Origin of the sequence: Sinosporangium siamense (assembly GCF_016863435.1) — a bacterium.
GTDB lineage: Bacteria > Actinomycetota > Actinomycetes > Streptosporangiales > Streptosporangiaceae > Sinosporangium > Sinosporangium siamense.
The window spans coordinates 146,560-162,893 of sequence record NZ_BOOW01000027.1 but is presented as its reverse complement, the minus strand read 5'-3'; the positions used below and the strand labels follow the sequence as shown (position 1 = coordinate 162,893).

Genomic DNA, 16,334 nt, shown 5'->3' with positions numbered 1-16,334 from the left:
AAACGGTTTTCCGCAGGACGCCGGGTTTCAACCGGGGGGTGAAAGGTCTCCGCGGGGCCTGCCACGGTGTTTGCGGAAAAGTCTCCGGGCTCGGTTCAACGGAAGGCTTGAAGTCATGACATTCGCCAACAGCGAGCGTGTTGTCGTGGCCAGCCCCACAGCGGCACGCGTCTTCTCGCCCGCCTGTCCTCCCGGGGTCCTCCGCCGGTCCTTCCCGGCTTCCGCCGTACCGGCCACGGGAGCGGGGGCGTGAGCGACTCCCCCGCCACGTGGCGGGACCTCCTCGGCGCGGGGCACCGCGGCGCCGTGAGCGTGCTGGCGGGCGGGCTGCTCGTCGGCGCGGTCAACATCTACCTGACCGCGAGCCTGCTGCCCACCGCCGTGGCCGATCTCGGCGGCGCGAGCTTCTACGCGTGGAACCTGACGCTCTATCTCGTCGCCATGGTGGTCACGACGATGCTCGTCAGCCGGTTCCTCGCCCGGTGGGGCAACGTCGGCGCCTATCTGATTGGTTTCGGGGTCTTCGCGGCGGGCTCGCTGGTGTGTGCGGTGGGCCCGTCGATGCCGGTGCTGCTGGCCGGCCGCGTCGTGCAGGGGCTCGGCGCTGGGCTGCTGTCGGGGCTCGCGTACGCGGTGATCCGGTCGGCGCTGCCGCCGCGGCTCTGGACGCGGGGCGCGGCTCTGATGTCGGGGATGTACGGCATAGGCAACCTGGTGGGCCCGGCGCTCGGCGGCCTGTTCGCCCAGTTCGGGCAGTGGCGGCCGGCGTTCCTGCTCATGGCGGGCGCGGCGGCCGTGGGCGGGGTGCTCGTCCCCCGGGTGCTGCCGCGCGGGGAGCGCGGCGGGGCGCGTGCTCCGATCCCAGTGGTGTCGCTGGCCCTGGTCACCGCCGCGACCACCGCCGTCAGCGTGGTCTCGGTGCTGCCCGGGGCGGCGGCGATGGGCGTGGGGATCGTGGTGGCGGTGGCGCTCATCGCCGGGTTCGTCGTCTATGAGCGCCGCAGTGACCTGCGGGTCTTCCCCCGCGCGACCTACCGCGCGGACTCCCCCTTGAAGTGGGTCTACCTGACGATCGGGCTGCTGTCCTTCGGCGTCGCCGTCGAGTCCTTCCTGCCGCTGTTCGGGCAGGAGTCGGCGGGGTTGCCGCCGTTTGTGGCGGGGCTGTTCGCCGCCGCCGTCTCCCTCGGGTGGTCCGCGACCCAGATCTTCAGTGCGTCGGCGGTCGCGGAGCGCGCGGTGCGGCGGCTGTGCGTGCTCGGGCCCGTCCTGCTCGCGGGGGGTTTCCTCGCCCTGGCGCTGATGCAGCGGGAGGATCCGCCGGTCTGGCTGGTGGCGGCCTGGGTGCCGGCGCTGCTGATCGCGGGCGCCGGCATCGGGCTCGCCTACCCGCACCTGTCGGTCGCCGCGATGTCGGCCACCGCGGATCCCGAGGAGGGCAGGGCGTCCGCCGCGGGCATCGCGACCGTGACGTCGCTGTCCACGGCGTTCGGTACGGCTGTCGCCGGCGTCCTGGTCAACCTCGGGGGCGCGTCGATGGTGGACTCGGCCCGCATCATGCTGATCGGCTTCACGGTGGTCTGCGCCTTGGGGATCCTCACGTCGCGCGGCACCCGCCGGGCGCGTGCGGGCGCTCCCGAGGCCGCCGATGCCGTGACGGCGCGTTAGGGGACGGCCCCGGCCTGGTTGGCTCCGCCGTACGCCGCAGGAGTTCGGATAAGTTTTTTGGATTCGGGGAGAAAACGTGTCCGGTAGGAAGCGAGGGCTTCGACGTCTCCGGTGAATGGGCGCCGTGAGGGCGCCGGTGAGAAGGAGAAGACCGTGAAGTACATGATCATGCTGTACGGCTCGCAGGACGACTACGACGCGATGGCGGGCACCTCCACGCGGCAGCCGGCCTGGTCGTCGGACGAGCTCGCGGCGCTGGGCAAGTTCATGGAGGAGTGGAGCGCGGAGTTCATGGAGACCGGCGAGATGGTCAGCGGGTTCGGCCTGGTGGCGCCCGTGCACACCCGCAGGGTCAGCCTGAAGGCCGGGGTGCCCGTCGTGACCGACGGGCCCTACTCCGAGACCCAGGAGGTGCTCGCCGGTTACAACATCGTCGAGTGCGACAGTTTCGACCGGGCCACGGAGATCGCCGCGCGCCTGGCGAAGTGCCCTGTTCCGGCGGCGGTCGCCGAGACATACGCCTGGCATGTCGACGTGCGGCCCATCGAGGGCGGGTTCGAGACCGGGTCGTGAGTGATCGCGACGTCGAGGGCCTGCTGCGCGATCTCGCGCCGCGGGTCCTCGGCGCGCTCGTGCGGCGCTACGGGCACTTCGACACGGCGGAGGACGCGGTCCAGGAGGCGCTGCTCGCGGCGGCCACGCAGTGGCCCGGCGAGGGGGTGCCGGACAATCCCCGGGCCTGGTTGATCACGGTGGCGTCGCGGCGGCTGACCGACCTGCTGCGCAGTGAGCAGGCCCGCCGGAACCGCGAGGGTGTGGTCGCGCAGCGGACCCTGCCCGAGGAGTGGCTGGCGCCGGCCGCCGACCGGCCGGCGCCCCCTGCGGACGACACGCTGGTGCTGCTCTTCATGTGCTGCCATCCCTCGTTGTCGCCCGCCTCGCAGATCGCGCTCACCCTGCGCGCGGTCGGGGGTCTGACGACGGCGGAGATCGCCCGCGCCTTCCTGGTGCCCGAGGCCACGATGACGCGGCGGATCACCCGCGCCAAGCAGCGGGTGAAGGACAGCGGCCTGCCGTTCTGCCTGCCTCCGGCGGCCGAGCGGGGCGAGCGGCTGGGGGCGGTGCTCCATGTGCTCTACCTGATCTTCAACGAGGGCTACACGAGCACCTCGGGGCCGCGCCTGCACCGGGTGGAGTTGTCGGCCGAGGCGATCCGGCTGGCCCGGCTGGCGCACCGGCTGCTGCCCGGCGACTCCGAGGCGGCGGGGCTGCTCGCGCTGATGCTGCTCACCGACGCGCGCCGTCCGGCGCGCACGGCGGCCGACGGCACGCTGATCCCGATGGCCGAGCAGGACCGCGGGTTGTGGAACCGCGACGCCGTCGCCGAGGGCGTCGCGCTGATCAGCCGGGCGCTGCCTCGAGGGCCCACAGGCCCTTACCAGTTGCAGGCGGCCATCGCCGCGCTCCACGACGAGGCCCCGACCGCGGAGGCCACGGACTGGGCGCAGATCAAGGCGCTGTACGAGGTGCTGATGGCGGTGGCGGGCAGTCCCCTCGTGGCGCTGAACCACGCGGTAGCGGTGGCGATGGCCGACGGGCCTCAGGCCGGGCTCGACCTGGTGGCGAAGGTGGAGGACGCACTCGCCGCCGACCATCGTCTGCACTCCGTGCGGGCCCACCTGCTGGAGATGGCGGGCGACCGCCCCGCCGCCCGCGCCTGTTACCTGGAGGCCGCGTCACGGGCTTTGGGGCTCACGCAGCAGCGCTATCTGCGGGCGAAGGCGGCCCGCCTGGAGGATGACGGCTGAGCCGGGGGCCACAGGTCTGACCGGGTACGGCGGAGCCGGCCGGGCGTCAGCCCGAGCTCGCCCGGACCAGGTAAGGCGTCCCGGCGAACCGCCTGACGGGTACGGCGGAGCCGGGTGGGCCTGGGGGCAGCCTGCTTGTCTTATGGGTCGGGCGTCACGGCGGGCAGGGTTGAGCCGGGTGGGTGTCAGTTCGAGGTCGGCCGGGCGGGAGCGAAGACCAACCGGCCTTCCTGATGAGTGCGACGGCTCCGGAACTCGCGGCTGCGACGAATGTAGGGCAATGCGCAGGTTTGTCACCCCTACCTTCGTCTAAGAAAGGTAGATCTTCTCGCTGCGTCGCAACCTGGGCGGCGTCGCGCGCATCTCTCAGTGGCGGGCCTGAGCAGGTCCGCAGCGCGACCCGAGCCAAGGAGTTCTCTCATGCGCCTACGCAGCGTCTCTGTGGCCGTGATCATCGCGGCCGCCGCTCTGGCGGCGACCGCCACGGCCGCGACGGCCGATTCGGCCCCCAACGGCAGCGCCGCCGTCGTCTCGTCAAGCGACAGCAAACTCGACAACAACCACCGGCACCTCTCCCCCCAGGCACGCAACGCCACGCAGCACCTCTCCCCCAGTGCCCGCGCCAAGGCCGCCGCCAGAGCCAAGGCGAAGCACCGCCGCCTGTGCGCGTCCAAGTCGTCCCGCAAGTCGCCGGGGTGTGTGACCACCCGCCTGCGGCCGGTGGCGAAGAAGGGAAAGTGACGGGCGAGCCCGCGTGAGGCCCGGCCGACGCCGCGCTCGATGACGTGCCCGCCCCCTTCCTCCGTGAGATCCGCCGGGGCCGCCGGCGAGGGATGGCCCTGCCGGTCCGCGAAACGAAGGGGGCGGTGCCCGACCCGGGAATCGCGGAGCGCTGATCGGGACCCGGGAGCACCCTTCCCGGCCGATCACGCCCGCCGCTCCCGGCGCGGGCACCCAGGCAGTACCGGCCAGGCGCCGGTCCGAGTTGGTACCGGTTCGGTACCGGTCCGGTCTGAGGCGGCATGGCCCGGCAAGGCCGACGACCGACATGTCGGGATGTCATAACCGGCATCGCGGGGATGCCGGCAACCGGCATGGTGGCCGGCCCGGCCACACCGGTCCAGTGGTCCGGTGGTCTGGGGGTCCGGCTATGCCGGTCCGCTGGTCCGGGGGCCGGCCATCGGTCCGGCTGCGCCGTACCCGGCGCGCCGCTCAGGTGGTCCGGGGTCCGGCTACGCCGGTCCGCTGGTCCGGCCATGGGTCCGGCTGCGCCGTACCTGCCGGACCGCTCAGGTGGTCCGGGGTCCGGCCACACGGGTCCGCTGGTCCAGGGGCCGCGGGGGCGGCTGCGCCTGGCGTACCGCTCAGGTGGTCCGGTGGTCCGAGGGACCGGCCACGCCGGTCCCCTGGTCCGGGGGTCCGGGGCCGGAGGCCGGCCATCGGTCCGGCTGCGCCGTACCTGGCGCGCCGCTCAGGTCGTCGCGCCGAGGCTCGCGTGACTCGCCACCGGCCGGGCGCTGCCGTCGCGGTTGCCGTCAGGGTCTTCCCTCCCCCTCGGGCCGCGTCCACCGGGTGTCCTCACGCCCGGTGGACGCGGGCGGCGGGGGTCTCACGCCCGGCGGACGCGGGCGGCAGGGGGTGGGTGCCGGGGCTGATAGCGTCTTTGCGCGTGGCGCACTACTTCGAGGACAGTCCGCAGGCGGCCAGTCGGCCGGGGGCGGTGACGCTGGTCCTCCCCGATCTGCATCTCAAGCTGGAGACCGACCGCGGGGTGTTCTCCCCCGAGCGGATCGATCTGGGCACGCGTGTGCTGCTGGAGAGTGTGCCGCCACCACCGGCCGAGGGTGATCTTCTGGACCTGGGGTGCGGTTACGGGCCGATCGCGCTGACCATGGCGACGCGGGCGCCGGCGGCCACGGTGTGGGCGGTCGATGTCAACCGGCGTTCCCTGGAGCTGTGCGCGCGCAATGCCACAGCCGCCCGCCTTGACAAAGTAAGGTCGATGCATGTCGACGAGGTGCCGCAGGACGTGCGGTTCGCCGCCATCTGGTCCAACCCCGCCATCCGCATCGGCAAACCCGCCCTGCACGCCATGCTGACGCGCTGGCTGAGCCGGCTCGTCCCGGGCGGCAGCGCCTACCTGGTGGTGCAAAAGCACCTCGGCGCCGACTCCCTCCAGCGGTGGCTGACCAGTGAGGGCTTTCCCGCCAGCCGCCACTCCTCCCGCTCGTCCTACCGCATCCTCAAGGTCTCCGCCGCTTCCGGCGGCTCCGAAGGCTGAGACTGGTAGCGTTCAGGGCGAGCCGTCACACGGCCCGCGCCTTAACAAAGTAAGGTCGATGCATGTCGACAGGTGGATCCCTCACATGACCGCACGCAGGCAGATGCGGCCGACCGACGTCAAACGGCTCAACCGGACCTGGCGCAGGAACACCGAGCAGCGGCTCGGCCTGATCGTGGAGTCGGTCACCGGCCCGTTCAACGTCGGTTCGATCTTCCGTACGGCGGCGGCCTTCGGGGTCGAGCACGTCTGGCTCGCCGGCAACGCCACCCCGCCGACCAACCCCAAGGCGCAGAAGACCGCCCTCGGCACCGACCGGCTCGTGACCTGGAGCGAGCCCCTGCCGGCTGCCGACGCCGTGCAGGCCGCCAAGGACGAGGGGCTGGCGGTGATCGCCGTCGAGCTGACGGGGGACGCACTGCCACTGCACGAGTCGCCCCTCGCCGGGGACGTGTGCCTGGTGGTCGGCGGCGAGGACCACGGCTGCTCCCCCGCGCTGCTGGAGGCGGCGGACGGGGTGTGCTACATCCCGCAGGTGGGGCGCGTGGGGTCCTTCAACGTGGCGGTGGCCGCCGCCATCGCGCTGGCCGAGGCGCGCCGCCAGGGCTGGACCGCCCCGTGACATCGCCGATCACGGCGGGAGAAGCCGCGTGAGAGGGGGATACTTCGCTCGTGCTTGACCGCTACGCGTTCCTCGACCACCCGGGGCCGCTCGCCTTCGCCCACCGCGGTGGGGCGACCGAGGGCCGGGAGAACACCATGCCCGCCTTCCAGCGGGCGGTCGACCTCGGCTACACCTATCTGGAGACCGACGCCCACGCCACCCGCGACGGCGTGCTGCTCGCCTTCCACGACCACACCCTCGACCGGGTGACCGACCGCACGGGCCGCATCGCCGACCTGCCCTACCGCGAGATCAAGCGGGCCCGGGTCGGCGGCGTGGACGACATCCCCCTGCTGGAGGACGTCCTCGGGGCGTGGCCGGACACGCGGCTCAACATCGACGTCAAGGAGGCGGCGGTCATCGCGCCGCTGGCCGAGATGGTCAAACGCACCGCCGCCCACGACCGCATCTGCCTGACGTCGTTCTCCGAGACGCGGCTGGCCGCCGCCAGGGCCGCGATGGACCGCCCGGTCTGCTCCTCGCTCGGCCCGCGCGGCGTGGCGGCCCTGCGCATCGCCTCGGCCACGGAGGGATACGGCAAGGCCCTCGTGCGCCTGGCCCGGTCGGGCGTGCCCTGCGCCCAGGTGCCATACGGCTTCCGCGGCCTTCGCGTGGCCACCCGCTCGCTGATCCGCACCGCGCACGCCCTCGGCATGCAGGTGCACGTGTGGACCGTCGACCGCCCGAGGACCATGGAGCATCTCCTCGACATCGGGGCCGACGGCATCATGACCGACAACATCTCCGGCCTGCGTGCGGTCCTGTCCGAACGTGGTCAATGGCATCCCCGCCCCGCCTCCCCCTGACCTTGGTCCGTGCTCCCCGGGCATGATGAGGCGAGGCCCCCGCTCGATCCCCCCAGGAGCCCGATGATGACCACCGTCAAGGCCGTCGACGACGACTCCCCCACCTCCCGTCTGCGTGAGCAGCGCGGGTGGTACTGGTACGACTTCGCCAACTCCGCCTTCCCCACCACCGTCATGACGGTCTTCCTCGGGCCCTACCTGACCGAGGTCGCCAAGTCCGCAGCCGGCGGCGCGGCATATGTCGACGTGCTCGGCATGGACGTGCGCCCGGAGGCCTACTATCCGTTCGTGCTCGGGGTCTCGGCGATCCTGCAGATCGTCCTGATGCTGATCTCCGGGGCGCTCGCCGACCACACCGGCAGGAAGAGGGAGCTGCTCGGCTTCTTCGCCTACCTCGGCGCGGGAGCCACCCTGTGCATGTGGTTCATCTCCGATGGGGGCTACCTGCTCGGCGGCTTCCTGTTCATGATCGGAAATGCCTGTTTCGCGGCCGCCATGGTGGTCTACAACTCGTTCCTGCCGGAGATCTCCACACCCGACGAGCGGGACAAGGTGTCCTCGCGGGGCTGGGGCTTCGGCTACCTCGGCGGCGGCACGCTGCTCGTGATCAACCTCGCGCTGTTCACGCAGGCCGACGCGATCGGCATCGGCGAGGCGTCAGCCGTACGCATCTCGCTGGCCTCGGCGGGACTGTGGTGGGGCGCGTTCACCATCATCCCGATGATGCGGCTGCGCAACCGGGTGCCCAGAGCCGCCGAGGCCCAGCCGCACGGGGCCCAGGCCCGCGAGCCCCTGGGACAGGCCCTCGCCGGGTCGTTCCGGCAACTCGGCCGCACGGTGGCCGGGCTGCGGCACTATCCGCTGACGTTGTTCTTCCTGCTCGCCTACCTCGTCTACAACGACGGGGTGCAGACCGTGATCTCGTTCTCGGCGACCTACGCGGACCAGGAGCTCGGTCTGAGCACCAATGTGCAGATCAGCGCCATCCTGCTCGTGCAGTTCGCGGCCTTCGGCGGGGCGCTGCTGCTGGGCCGGCTGGCCGCGAGACACGGCGCGAAACGGGTGGTGCTGGTGAGCCTCGTGGCGTGGACCGCGGTGGTGGCGGTCGCCTACTTCCTGGAGCGCGGGGCTGCCTGGCAGTTCTACGCGCTCGGCTTCGCCATCGCGATCGTCATGGGCGGCACGCAGTCTCTGTCAAGGTCGATGTACTCACTGGTGATCCCGGCCGGGCGGGAGGCCGAATATTTCAGCCTGTATGAAATCAGCGACAAGGGGGCCGCGATCTTCGGCTCCTTCGTGCTGGGCACCGCCGTACAGATCACGGGCAGCCAGCGTGCGGGGATCGTATCGCTGGTGGTCTTCTTCGTGATCGGCTTTGTGTTGCTGTCTCTTGTGAACCTGCCGAAGGCCATCAGAGCCGCCGGAAACGAGGTGCCCGAGCGGATCTGACCCAGCGCGCACCCAAAAGCGCGATTGGATCACGTCCAGGATGGGAATCCAACCACGGTATCAAGCGTTGTACGCCGTGGGAGACAGACCCCTCAAGATGGGGCCCTGTAGGAGGCATTTGAACATGGGCGAGCGTGCGCTTCGCGGCACCCGACTCGGGGCGACCAGCTACGAGAACGACCGTAACACGGATCTGGCCCCGCGCCAGGAGGTGGCCTACACCTGCCCGAAGGGTCACGACTTCGACGTGCCGCTTGCCGCCGAGGCCGAGATCCCCGCGACATGGGAGTGCCGCAGTTGCGGCGCGACCGCCGTCCGGGTGGATGGCGAGCTGCCTGAGCAGAAGAAGATCAAACCACCGAGAACCCACTGGGACATGCTCTTGGAGCGACGCACCATCGAGGACCTTGAGGAGGTCTTGAACGAGAGGCTGGCGATCCTCCGGGCCCAGAGGCGCAAGAGCGCGTGACCTGACCCACGAGCGAATACTGTAAGAAGCCCCCGGCACACCACCGAACGTGCCGGGGGCTTCTCATGCCCACACCCACCGCCGGGGGAAGACCGGATGCCTCCGGAACCACCCGTGCCCCTCTACCTTCCCCGGCCGCCCCGAACGGCGCGCGGCTTTTCGCTTACGCGCGCCCGGCCTGGTGTTGAACAAACGGCAACCTTCACGCGAGGCTTGGGAGCCGTATCGGGACGTGTGTGCCGGAAATCGACCGGCGGCGCGCTGGTGGCGCGCCGCCCGTCTTCTGATCGCACCTAGCGGAGCGGAGACAACTTGTCTTTCCCCTGCCCCTAGGGAAGGCAAAGAAACATTTCCACGCATCGCACGGCTCGTACTGCACGGCCTGTACGGCGGAAGCCCGGGTGGCGTGCTCCCCGTCAGCTCGTGCGGCGCGGATCCAGGGGGCGAGGGCTCCCGGCCTCCGGCGGCTCGCGCCGCTCGTCCCTCAGCACCTCACCGTGGATGACCGGACCCGAAGGACGCTCCGCCTCCTCCGGCCGGGAGGCACCGGGAGGGGTGAAGGGCATGCCGAGGTTGATCCCCGCGTAGGGCGAGGCGGCGGCCATCTTCTCCAGGCGGCGCTTGAACATCCAGTTGCCGACCTTGCGCACGACAGGCCTGGTGAACGGCAAGATGCACGCGAACCCCACGATGTCGGTCAGGAACCCGGGGATGAGCAACAGCGCACCGCCCGCCATGAGCAGTGCACCGTCGCCGAGCTCACGGTCGGGCATCTTCCCCGAGGCCAGAGCGGCGTTGATGTCCCGCCAGACCTTCAGCCCCTCACGCCGCACCAGCCACCCGCCGAGCAGCATCCCGAGGACCAGCAGACCCACCGTGGTCCATCCGCCGATCACACCTCCGATCTGGATCAACAGCCAGATCTCCAGAACCGGGATCAGCAGGAAACTCAGCAAAACCAGGGCACGCATTTTCCCTCAATCACGAAGTCACACGGTGGGCACGTCGCGAGAGGAACAACGTCCAAACACCCGGAGGCGTTCCACCTTCCCCATTCTCCTCCGGCTCCTCCGCCCCGCCGGCCCTGCGCTCGTCACTCAGGCTTCGCCGTACCTGCCGAGCGTCCGAGGCCAGGGAGTGGTCAGCGGTGGCGTTTGAAGCGTTTGGGGACGCCGGTGACGCCCCAGGCGGTGATGCGCCACATGGCTTCGGTCATGACGCTGCGATCCATCTTGCTCGTGCCGACGGTGCGGTCGACGAAGGTGATGGGCACCTCGACGACGCGCAGGCCGCAACGCACGGTGCGCAGGGTCAGGTCGATCTGGAAGCAGTAGCCCTGCGACTCGACGTCCGAGAGGCCGATCTTCTCCAGGGTGGCGGCGCGGTAGGCGCGGAAGCCCGCCGTGGAGTCGCGGACGCGCAGGCCGAGCATCATGCGCGAGTAGGCGTTGGCGCCGCGCGACAGCAGCTCGCGGCTGCCGGGCCAGTTGACGACCTTGCCACCGGGCACCCAGCGGGAGCCGATGGCGAGGTCGGCGCCGCCGGCGACGGCGGCGAGCAGTTTGGGGAGCTCCTCGGGCTGGTGGGAGCCGTCGGCGTCGATCTCGACGAGCACGTCGTAGCCGCGCTCCAGGCCCCAGCGGAACCCCGCGATGTAGGCCGCGCCGAGGCCCTGCTTGCCGGGCCGGTGCAGGACGTGGACCTGGTCGTCGGCTGCGGCCAGGCCGTCGGCGACGGCTCCGGTGCCGTCGGGGCTGTTGTCGTCGGCGACGAGCAGGTGCGCCTCGGGGACGGCGTCCCGGATCCTGCCGACGATCCCTTGGATGTTGTCGGCCTCGTTGTAGGTGGGGACGATCACGAGGACCCGACCGAGCCTGTTGTCCATGTCAGCCAACCCCGTTCGCCTCGTGATCACTTGGAGCACCCACGCTACGCGGTCGGCGGCTCGCTGCCCATGCCAACGCGCTAATTGCAACCGCGACAAGGACCCATTCCGGCGCCGGCCCCACGCGGGTGGCCAGGGTGGCTTCGGTGCGGACCTGCACAGTCCGGGCATTCATATCAGCGACGAGTTCGCCGGTGCGCCAGCTGACGCGGCCGTCGGGCTCCACGAACGCCGAGACCCCGGTGGTGGCGGCGGCCACGACGGCCCTGTTGTGCTCGACGGCGCGCAGGCGGTACATCGCGAGTTGCTGGACGGGCAGGTCCGACAACGCGTAGGTCGCGTTGTTGGCCTGCACGACGATCGGGCTGCTGCCCGCTTTGACGGTTTCGCGGACGACGGGGTCGAAGGCGATCTCGTAGCAGTTGACCGCGCCGATCGTCGCCGGGCCCATCCGCAGGTCGCCGGGCTCGGTGCCGGCGATCGACTGGCGTCCGACGAGCCTCGCGCGGGCGAACAGGGTCTGCACGAGCTCCTGCATCGGGGTGAACTCGCCGAACGGCACGAGCTGCTGCTTGTCGTAGTAGTCGCCGGGCCCCGTCACGGGGTCCCACACCAGGGAGCGGGTGGCCCGGTGCTCGTCCCCGATGGCCACGACCACGCCGACGAGCACGGGCACGCCGACGTCCTTGACCGCCGCGTCGATGACGGCCCTGGCGGACGCGTCGCGGTAGGGGTCGATGTCGCTGGAGTTCTCCGGCCAGACGACCAGGTCGGGCTTGGGGAAGCGGCCCGCGCGCACGGCGGCGGCCAGCTCGTGGGTCTTGTTCGCGTGGTTGCGCAGCACGACGGCCCGCTCGTCGCCCATGGGGTTCATGCCGCGTCCCGGCACGTTGCCCTGGATCGCGGCGATCGTGACGGTGCGCCCCTCGTCCCCGGGGCGGGGTACGGCATAAGCCAGTACGGGCACGGCCACCGCCCCGGCCAGCAGCAACGCCACGGGCCGCCATCGGGCGGCCGGGCGGCCGGCACTCCGGGTGCCTGACCTGTCCCGGCCCGACCCTGAGCCACCGGCGTCCGTGGCTTCCAGACCGCCTGAGCCACCGCCGTCCGTGCCCTCCAGACCGGCCGCGCTCTGCGCCGGTGCCGCGCTCCGCGCCGCCGTCACTCGTCTCAGCGCCGTCACGCCCTTCACACACGCCGCGGCGATCAGCGCACCGCAGAGCGCGACGGCGAAGGTCGTGAGGGGCGCTCCGCCGAGCGCCGCATAGGGCGTGAACGGCGACCCGGCCTGGCTGAACGCCACCCTGGCCCACGGGAACCCGCCGAAGGGGAACAGGCTGCGCGCCCACTCCCCCGTCACCCAGAGGGCGGCGGTCCACAGCGGCCACAGGGGCAACCGCATGACGAATGCCGTCGCCGCACCGAGGGCGGCGTAGAAGCCGCTCTCCATGGCGGCCAGCGCCAGCCAGGCGTCGAACCCGATGGGCTGCACCCAGGCCATCGCGGGCACAAGGAACCCGAGCCCGTTGAGGAATCCCAGCCAGGCCCCGCGCCGTGGACGCGTGCCGTAGACCGACAGGGCCGCCAGCGCGACCCCGGGAGGCGCGAGGAACCACAGGTCGAGCGGCGGAAAAGCCAGGTAAAGCAGCACCCCGCCGGCGATCGCGGCGGCGACCCGCGCCCAGAGCCGTCCGGGCCCCTCGCCACGAACCGCCGGGGCGGTCGTCCGCCCCTCACCTGTCTTGGCCCCTTCGTCACCGGCCTCCGGCCCGCCACGCTCCTCCGCGGGGACGGACGCCGCGCCGTCCCGCACGGCCGCGCTCGACGACCGGCCGCCGTCGGATGCGCCACGAGCCGCCGAAGCGGTCGTCCGCGGCTCGCCTGCCTCCACCTCCTGCGTGGCGGCGGGGGGGGACGGAGAGTCCTCGGCGGAAGCGCCCGCAAGTCCGCGAGTCGCCGCGGCGGCAGGCTGCACGTCGCCTCCTTCGGCGGCCTCGCCGCCAGGGGCCACCTCAAGGGGGGAGAACCCATTCTCGGCGGGAGACCGGCCACTCGCCGCGGCGGCGGGCCGCGCCCCATCCGTCTCAGGCGCACCGCTCCGAGCGGACACGGTCAAGGACCGGCCACTCGGCGAGGAGGCGGGCCGCGCCCCATCCGTCTCAGGCGCACCGCTCCGAGCGGACACGCTCGAGGACCGGCCACTCGGCGAGGAGGCGGGTGGCTCGCCCGCGGAGTCACGCGCGGGTTCCCCGGCTGTGCCGTGCGCCGCCGGGCCCGGGCCGGGCCGGTCGGTGGACGGCGGGGCCGTCGGGGGGCCTGCCGGGACTGTCTTGTCGTGCACCGCCGGGGCTCTCCTCGGGAACGTGTCTGCGTGTTGCCCGAACGCTACCGCCCCGTGTGGCCGGTGCCCAAAAGGGCGGCGGGGTGGCCCTCTCCAGAGCGAGAGGGCCACCCGACGCGGCCTTCGGGCACGGAACGGGAAGAGGGCCCGGAAACCCTTCGGACCGGATCCGTCCCGTCGGCGGCGAGCGCGGAATTCCGTTGTCTACTGGGCGTCCGGGCCCGTCCCGGGTCCAACCCCCCGCCCGGTCGGGGTGCCCCGCCCCGACGGATCGCCGACACTGCACCTGGCTGCAGCGGCGGAAAGCCACTCCGCCGCGTGCGCAGGATCCGACGATGTCGAGAACGACCGACCGGCCAGTCCCGTGCTGGACTGGGCAGCAAACTACCGACCTCAGCGCAGATGTCAACCCTGTCCCGACCAGGCTGGACACCAAGTTTTCGCAGCCTAGACATGTTCCTCTAGGGGCTCCCTAATGCCGCCATCTGCGGCGATGTCAGGGCAGCGGTGGACGGGCTGTGAGGCGGGACAGGACGGGCGGCAGAGAAGTGGTATGGACCACACCGAGCCCCCGGGTGGCGCGGGTGAGGGCCACGTAAAGATCGTTGGCGCCCCGGGGCGACTCGGTGAGGATGCGCTCCGGCTCCGCCACGATCACCGCGTCGAACTCGAGCCCCTTGGCGTCGGCGACGGTCAGCACCACCGCGGGAGCCTCCAGAGCGGTGGCCGAGGGCCCCGCGACCGCGCCGGGCACCGCGGCGGCGACGGCGGCGCCGAGCTCGTCCACGGCGCTCTCGGGGACGAGGACCGCCATGGTGCCGCCGCTCCCGTCGAGCTCGGCGGCGACGACCTTGGCCAGCCCGCCGGCGAGTGTGCCGACCTGTTGCGACCAGGGCGGGGCGGCGCCCTCGCGCACCGAGTCCGGCGGGTCGAGCGAGGCGTCGATGGAGGCGAGCACGTCGGCGGCGAGCGCCATGATCTCGGCCGGGGTGCGGTAGTTGACGGTCAGCCGCTCCTCGCGCCACCGCCCGCCGGTGTAGGGGTCGAGCACCGCGCCCCACGAGCGGCCTCCGGCGGACGAGCCGGTCTGGGCGATGTCGCCGACCACGGTCATGGAGCGGGCGGGGCAGCGCCGCATGACCATGCGCCAGGCCATCGGGGACAGCTCCTGCGCCTCGTCCACGATCACGTGGCCGAACGCCCACGTGCGGTCGGTCGCGGCCCGCTCGGCCGTGGTGAGGTGGCTGACGTCGCCGCGGTGCCGCTCGGCGAGCCGCTCGGCGTCGATCATGTCCGACAATCCGGTGAGCTCCAGGACCTCGCGGGCATAGGTGAGCTCGTAGCGCCGCTCGTGCTCCTCGGCCTCGCGGGCGGCGGCGAGCTCCTCCTCGTTCTGCAGCGCGGTGGCGACGAGCACGGACTGGTCGATCTCGCCGAGCAGCTCGGCGGCCTCGTCGAGCAGCGGCACGTCGGACTCCGTATACCAAGACCGGCCGCGCACGGGCGGCTCGCGCAGCATGAGGGCGCGCTCCTCGCGGGTGAACGCCTCGGCGGCGTAGGCGAGCCGCTCGCGCGAGGTGAACAGGCCGAGCAGGAGCTGGTGAGGCGTGAGATAGGGCCACAGCCGGTTGAGCGCGGTCTTGACCGCGGGCTCGGTGCGCAGCTCCTCGCGCAGATCGGCGAGCTCGTCCTCGTCGATGAGGTTGCGGCCCATGTGCTTGGCCGCCTGGCGGGCCAGCTTGTTGAGGATGTGCCGCACGAAGACCGCTCGCGCCTGGTTGTGCAGGCGCCCCGAGCGGACCGCCTTGGTGCGGGCGGCGTCGCAGACGCGCCAGTCGAGGAAGAGCTTGTATTTGCCGAGGTCGAGCTCGACCGACCGCTTGGGCACCCGCTGGCGGTCGCGGACGGCCCTGGCGATGACCTGGGCCATGCGGGCGTCGCCTTTGACCTGGGCGGTCTCGGGGCGGTCGCGGGTGGTGGCGGTGAGCCCGGGGAACATCTCCCCGATGGTCATGAGCAGCACGTCGGTCTCGCCCAGTGAGGGCAGCACCTGCTCGATGTAGCGCAGGAAGGTGAGGTTGGGGCCGATGATCAGCACGCCGCGCCGGTCGAGGCGCTCGCGGTGGGTGTAGAGAAGGTAGGCGGCGCGGTGGAGGGCCACGACGGTCTTGCCGGTGCCGGGGCCGCCCTGCACCACGAGCACGCCGGGCAGGTCGGCGCGGATGATGCGGTCCTGCTCGGACTGGATGGTGGCGACGATGTCGCGCATGCGGCCGGTGCGCTTCTCGGCGAGGGCCGCCAGCAGGGCCGCCTCGCCGTTGAGTGTGGCGCGGTCGGCGTCGGTCAGCCCTTCGAGGTCGAACAGGTCGTCGTTGACGGCGACGACGCGCCGGTCCCGGGTCTGCAGGTGCCTTCTGCGGGTGAGGCCCATCGGGGAGGCGGGGGTGGCGCGGTAGAACGGCTGGGCGACCGGTGCCCGCCAGTCGATGAGCAGCCGCCTTTCCTCCTCTGACAGGCCGATGCGGCCGATGTAGAGCGAGGTCTGGTCGGTGTGGTCGAGGCGGCCGAAGCACAGGCCGTTCTCCACCGACCACAGGCGGGAGAGTCTCGCGGCATACATGCCCGCCATGGAGTCGCGCTCGGAGCGGTTCTGATGGGTGCCGCCGCTCCCTCCCTGGCCCAGCACCTGGTCGAGGCTGCGCTGCGTTGTCTCGCGCAGGACGTCGAGGCGGGTGTAGAGGCGGGACACGTAGTCCTGCTCGCGGGCCACCTCGGTTTGACGAGGCGAGATGGGGCTGTTACTCTTGGCGCTAATGGGATGCTCCGGGCCTCTCGTGGCTTGTGTGATCTGCGTGAGAGCGGGCACAAGCCTACCAGCCCCGTCGAGCCCCTCCTCCTCTCGCTCACCCTCGCCCCTTGTGCGGCGGACCGTCCTTTTTTGATCACCCTGCTCGCGGCGGCGTCCG

General features: G+C 71.7%; 13 protein-coding genes. 9 read left to right on the top strand and 4 right to left on the bottom strand.

Annotated features, from left to right (window positions below; translation table 11 throughout):
* Window positions 1-249: 249 nt before the first annotated feature.
* From Ssi02_RS20420 to Ssi02_RS20380, 9 genes are all read left to right on the top strand, one after another.
* Window positions 250-1,665, top strand: a complete 1,416-nt coding sequence (locus tag Ssi02_RS20420; RefSeq protein ID WP_204027729.1) for an MFS transporter — start codon at window positions 250-252, stop codon at window positions 1,663-1,665.
* 162 nt (window positions 1,666-1,827) lie between these two features.
* Window positions 1,828-2,238, top strand: coding sequence for a YciI family protein (locus Ssi02_RS20415; RefSeq protein WP_239129222.1), 411 nt, complete (start codon window positions 1,828-1,830; stop codon window positions 2,236-2,238).
* Window positions 2,235-3,473, top strand: coding sequence for an RNA polymerase sigma factor (locus Ssi02_RS20410; RefSeq protein WP_204027727.1), 1,239 nt, complete (start codon window positions 2,235-2,237; stop codon window positions 3,471-3,473). Before Ssi02_RS20415 ends, Ssi02_RS20410 begins: the two co-directional genes overlap by 4 nt.
* Window positions 3,474-3,893: 420 nt before the next feature.
* Complete coding sequence (locus Ssi02_RS20405) at window positions 3,894-4,214, top strand: hypothetical protein (RefSeq protein ID WP_204027726.1); 321 nt, start codon at window positions 3,894-3,896, stop codon at window positions 4,212-4,214.
* Window positions 4,215-5,142: 928 nt separating this feature from the next.
* Window positions 5,143-5,754, top strand: a complete 612-nt coding sequence (locus Ssi02_RS20400; RefSeq protein ID WP_204027725.1) for a class I SAM-dependent methyltransferase — start codon at window positions 5,143-5,145, stop codon at window positions 5,752-5,754.
* Between the two features lie 85 nt (window positions 5,755-5,839).
* On the top strand, window positions 5,840-6,376 hold the full coding sequence (locus Ssi02_RS20395; RefSeq protein WP_239129183.1) for a TrmH family RNA methyltransferase: 537 nt from the start codon (window positions 5,840-5,842) through the stop codon (window positions 6,374-6,376).
* Window positions 6,377-6,426: 50 nt separating this feature from the next.
* Window positions 6,427-7,224, top strand: a complete 798-nt coding sequence (locus Ssi02_RS20390; RefSeq protein WP_204027724.1) for a glycerophosphodiester phosphodiesterase family protein — start codon at window positions 6,427-6,429, stop codon at window positions 7,222-7,224.
* Between the two features lie 66 nt (window positions 7,225-7,290).
* Window positions 7,291-8,673, top strand: coding sequence for an MFS transporter (locus Ssi02_RS20385; protein WP_239129181.1), 1,383 nt, complete (start codon window positions 7,291-7,293; stop codon window positions 8,671-8,673).
* Between the two features lie 124 nt (window positions 8,674-8,797).
* A complete protein-coding gene (locus Ssi02_RS20380) occupies window positions 8,798-9,142 on the top strand; it encodes an RNA polymerase-binding protein RbpA (protein WP_204027722.1) in 345 nt (114 codons plus the stop codon).
* Between the two features lie 416 nt (window positions 9,143-9,558).
* On the opposite strand, the gene Ssi02_RS20375 is transcribed toward Ssi02_RS20380, so the two are convergent.
* The 4 genes from Ssi02_RS20375 to Ssi02_RS20360 form a co-directional block, all read right to left on the bottom strand.
* A complete protein-coding gene (locus Ssi02_RS20375; RefSeq protein ID WP_204027720.1) occupies window positions 9,559-10,113 on the bottom strand; it encodes an FxsA family protein in 555 nt (184 codons plus the stop codon).
* Window positions 10,114-10,283: 170 nt separating this feature from the next.
* Window positions 10,284-11,027, bottom strand: coding sequence for a polyprenol monophosphomannose synthase (locus Ssi02_RS20370; protein ID WP_204027718.1), 744 nt, complete (start codon window positions 11,025-11,027; stop codon window positions 10,284-10,286).
* 1 nt (window position 11,028) lies between these two features.
* A complete protein-coding gene (gene lnt / locus Ssi02_RS20365) occupies window positions 11,029-13,002 on the bottom strand; it encodes an apolipoprotein N-acyltransferase (RefSeq protein ID WP_204027707.1) in 1,974 nt (657 codons plus the stop codon).
* A gap of 862 nt (window positions 13,003-13,864) precedes the next feature.
* Entirely contained in the window at window positions 13,865-16,183 is a 2,319-nt protein-coding gene (locus Ssi02_RS20360; protein WP_507763436.1) for a HelD family protein, read from the bottom strand.
* Window positions 16,184-16,334: the final 151 nt, after the last annotated feature.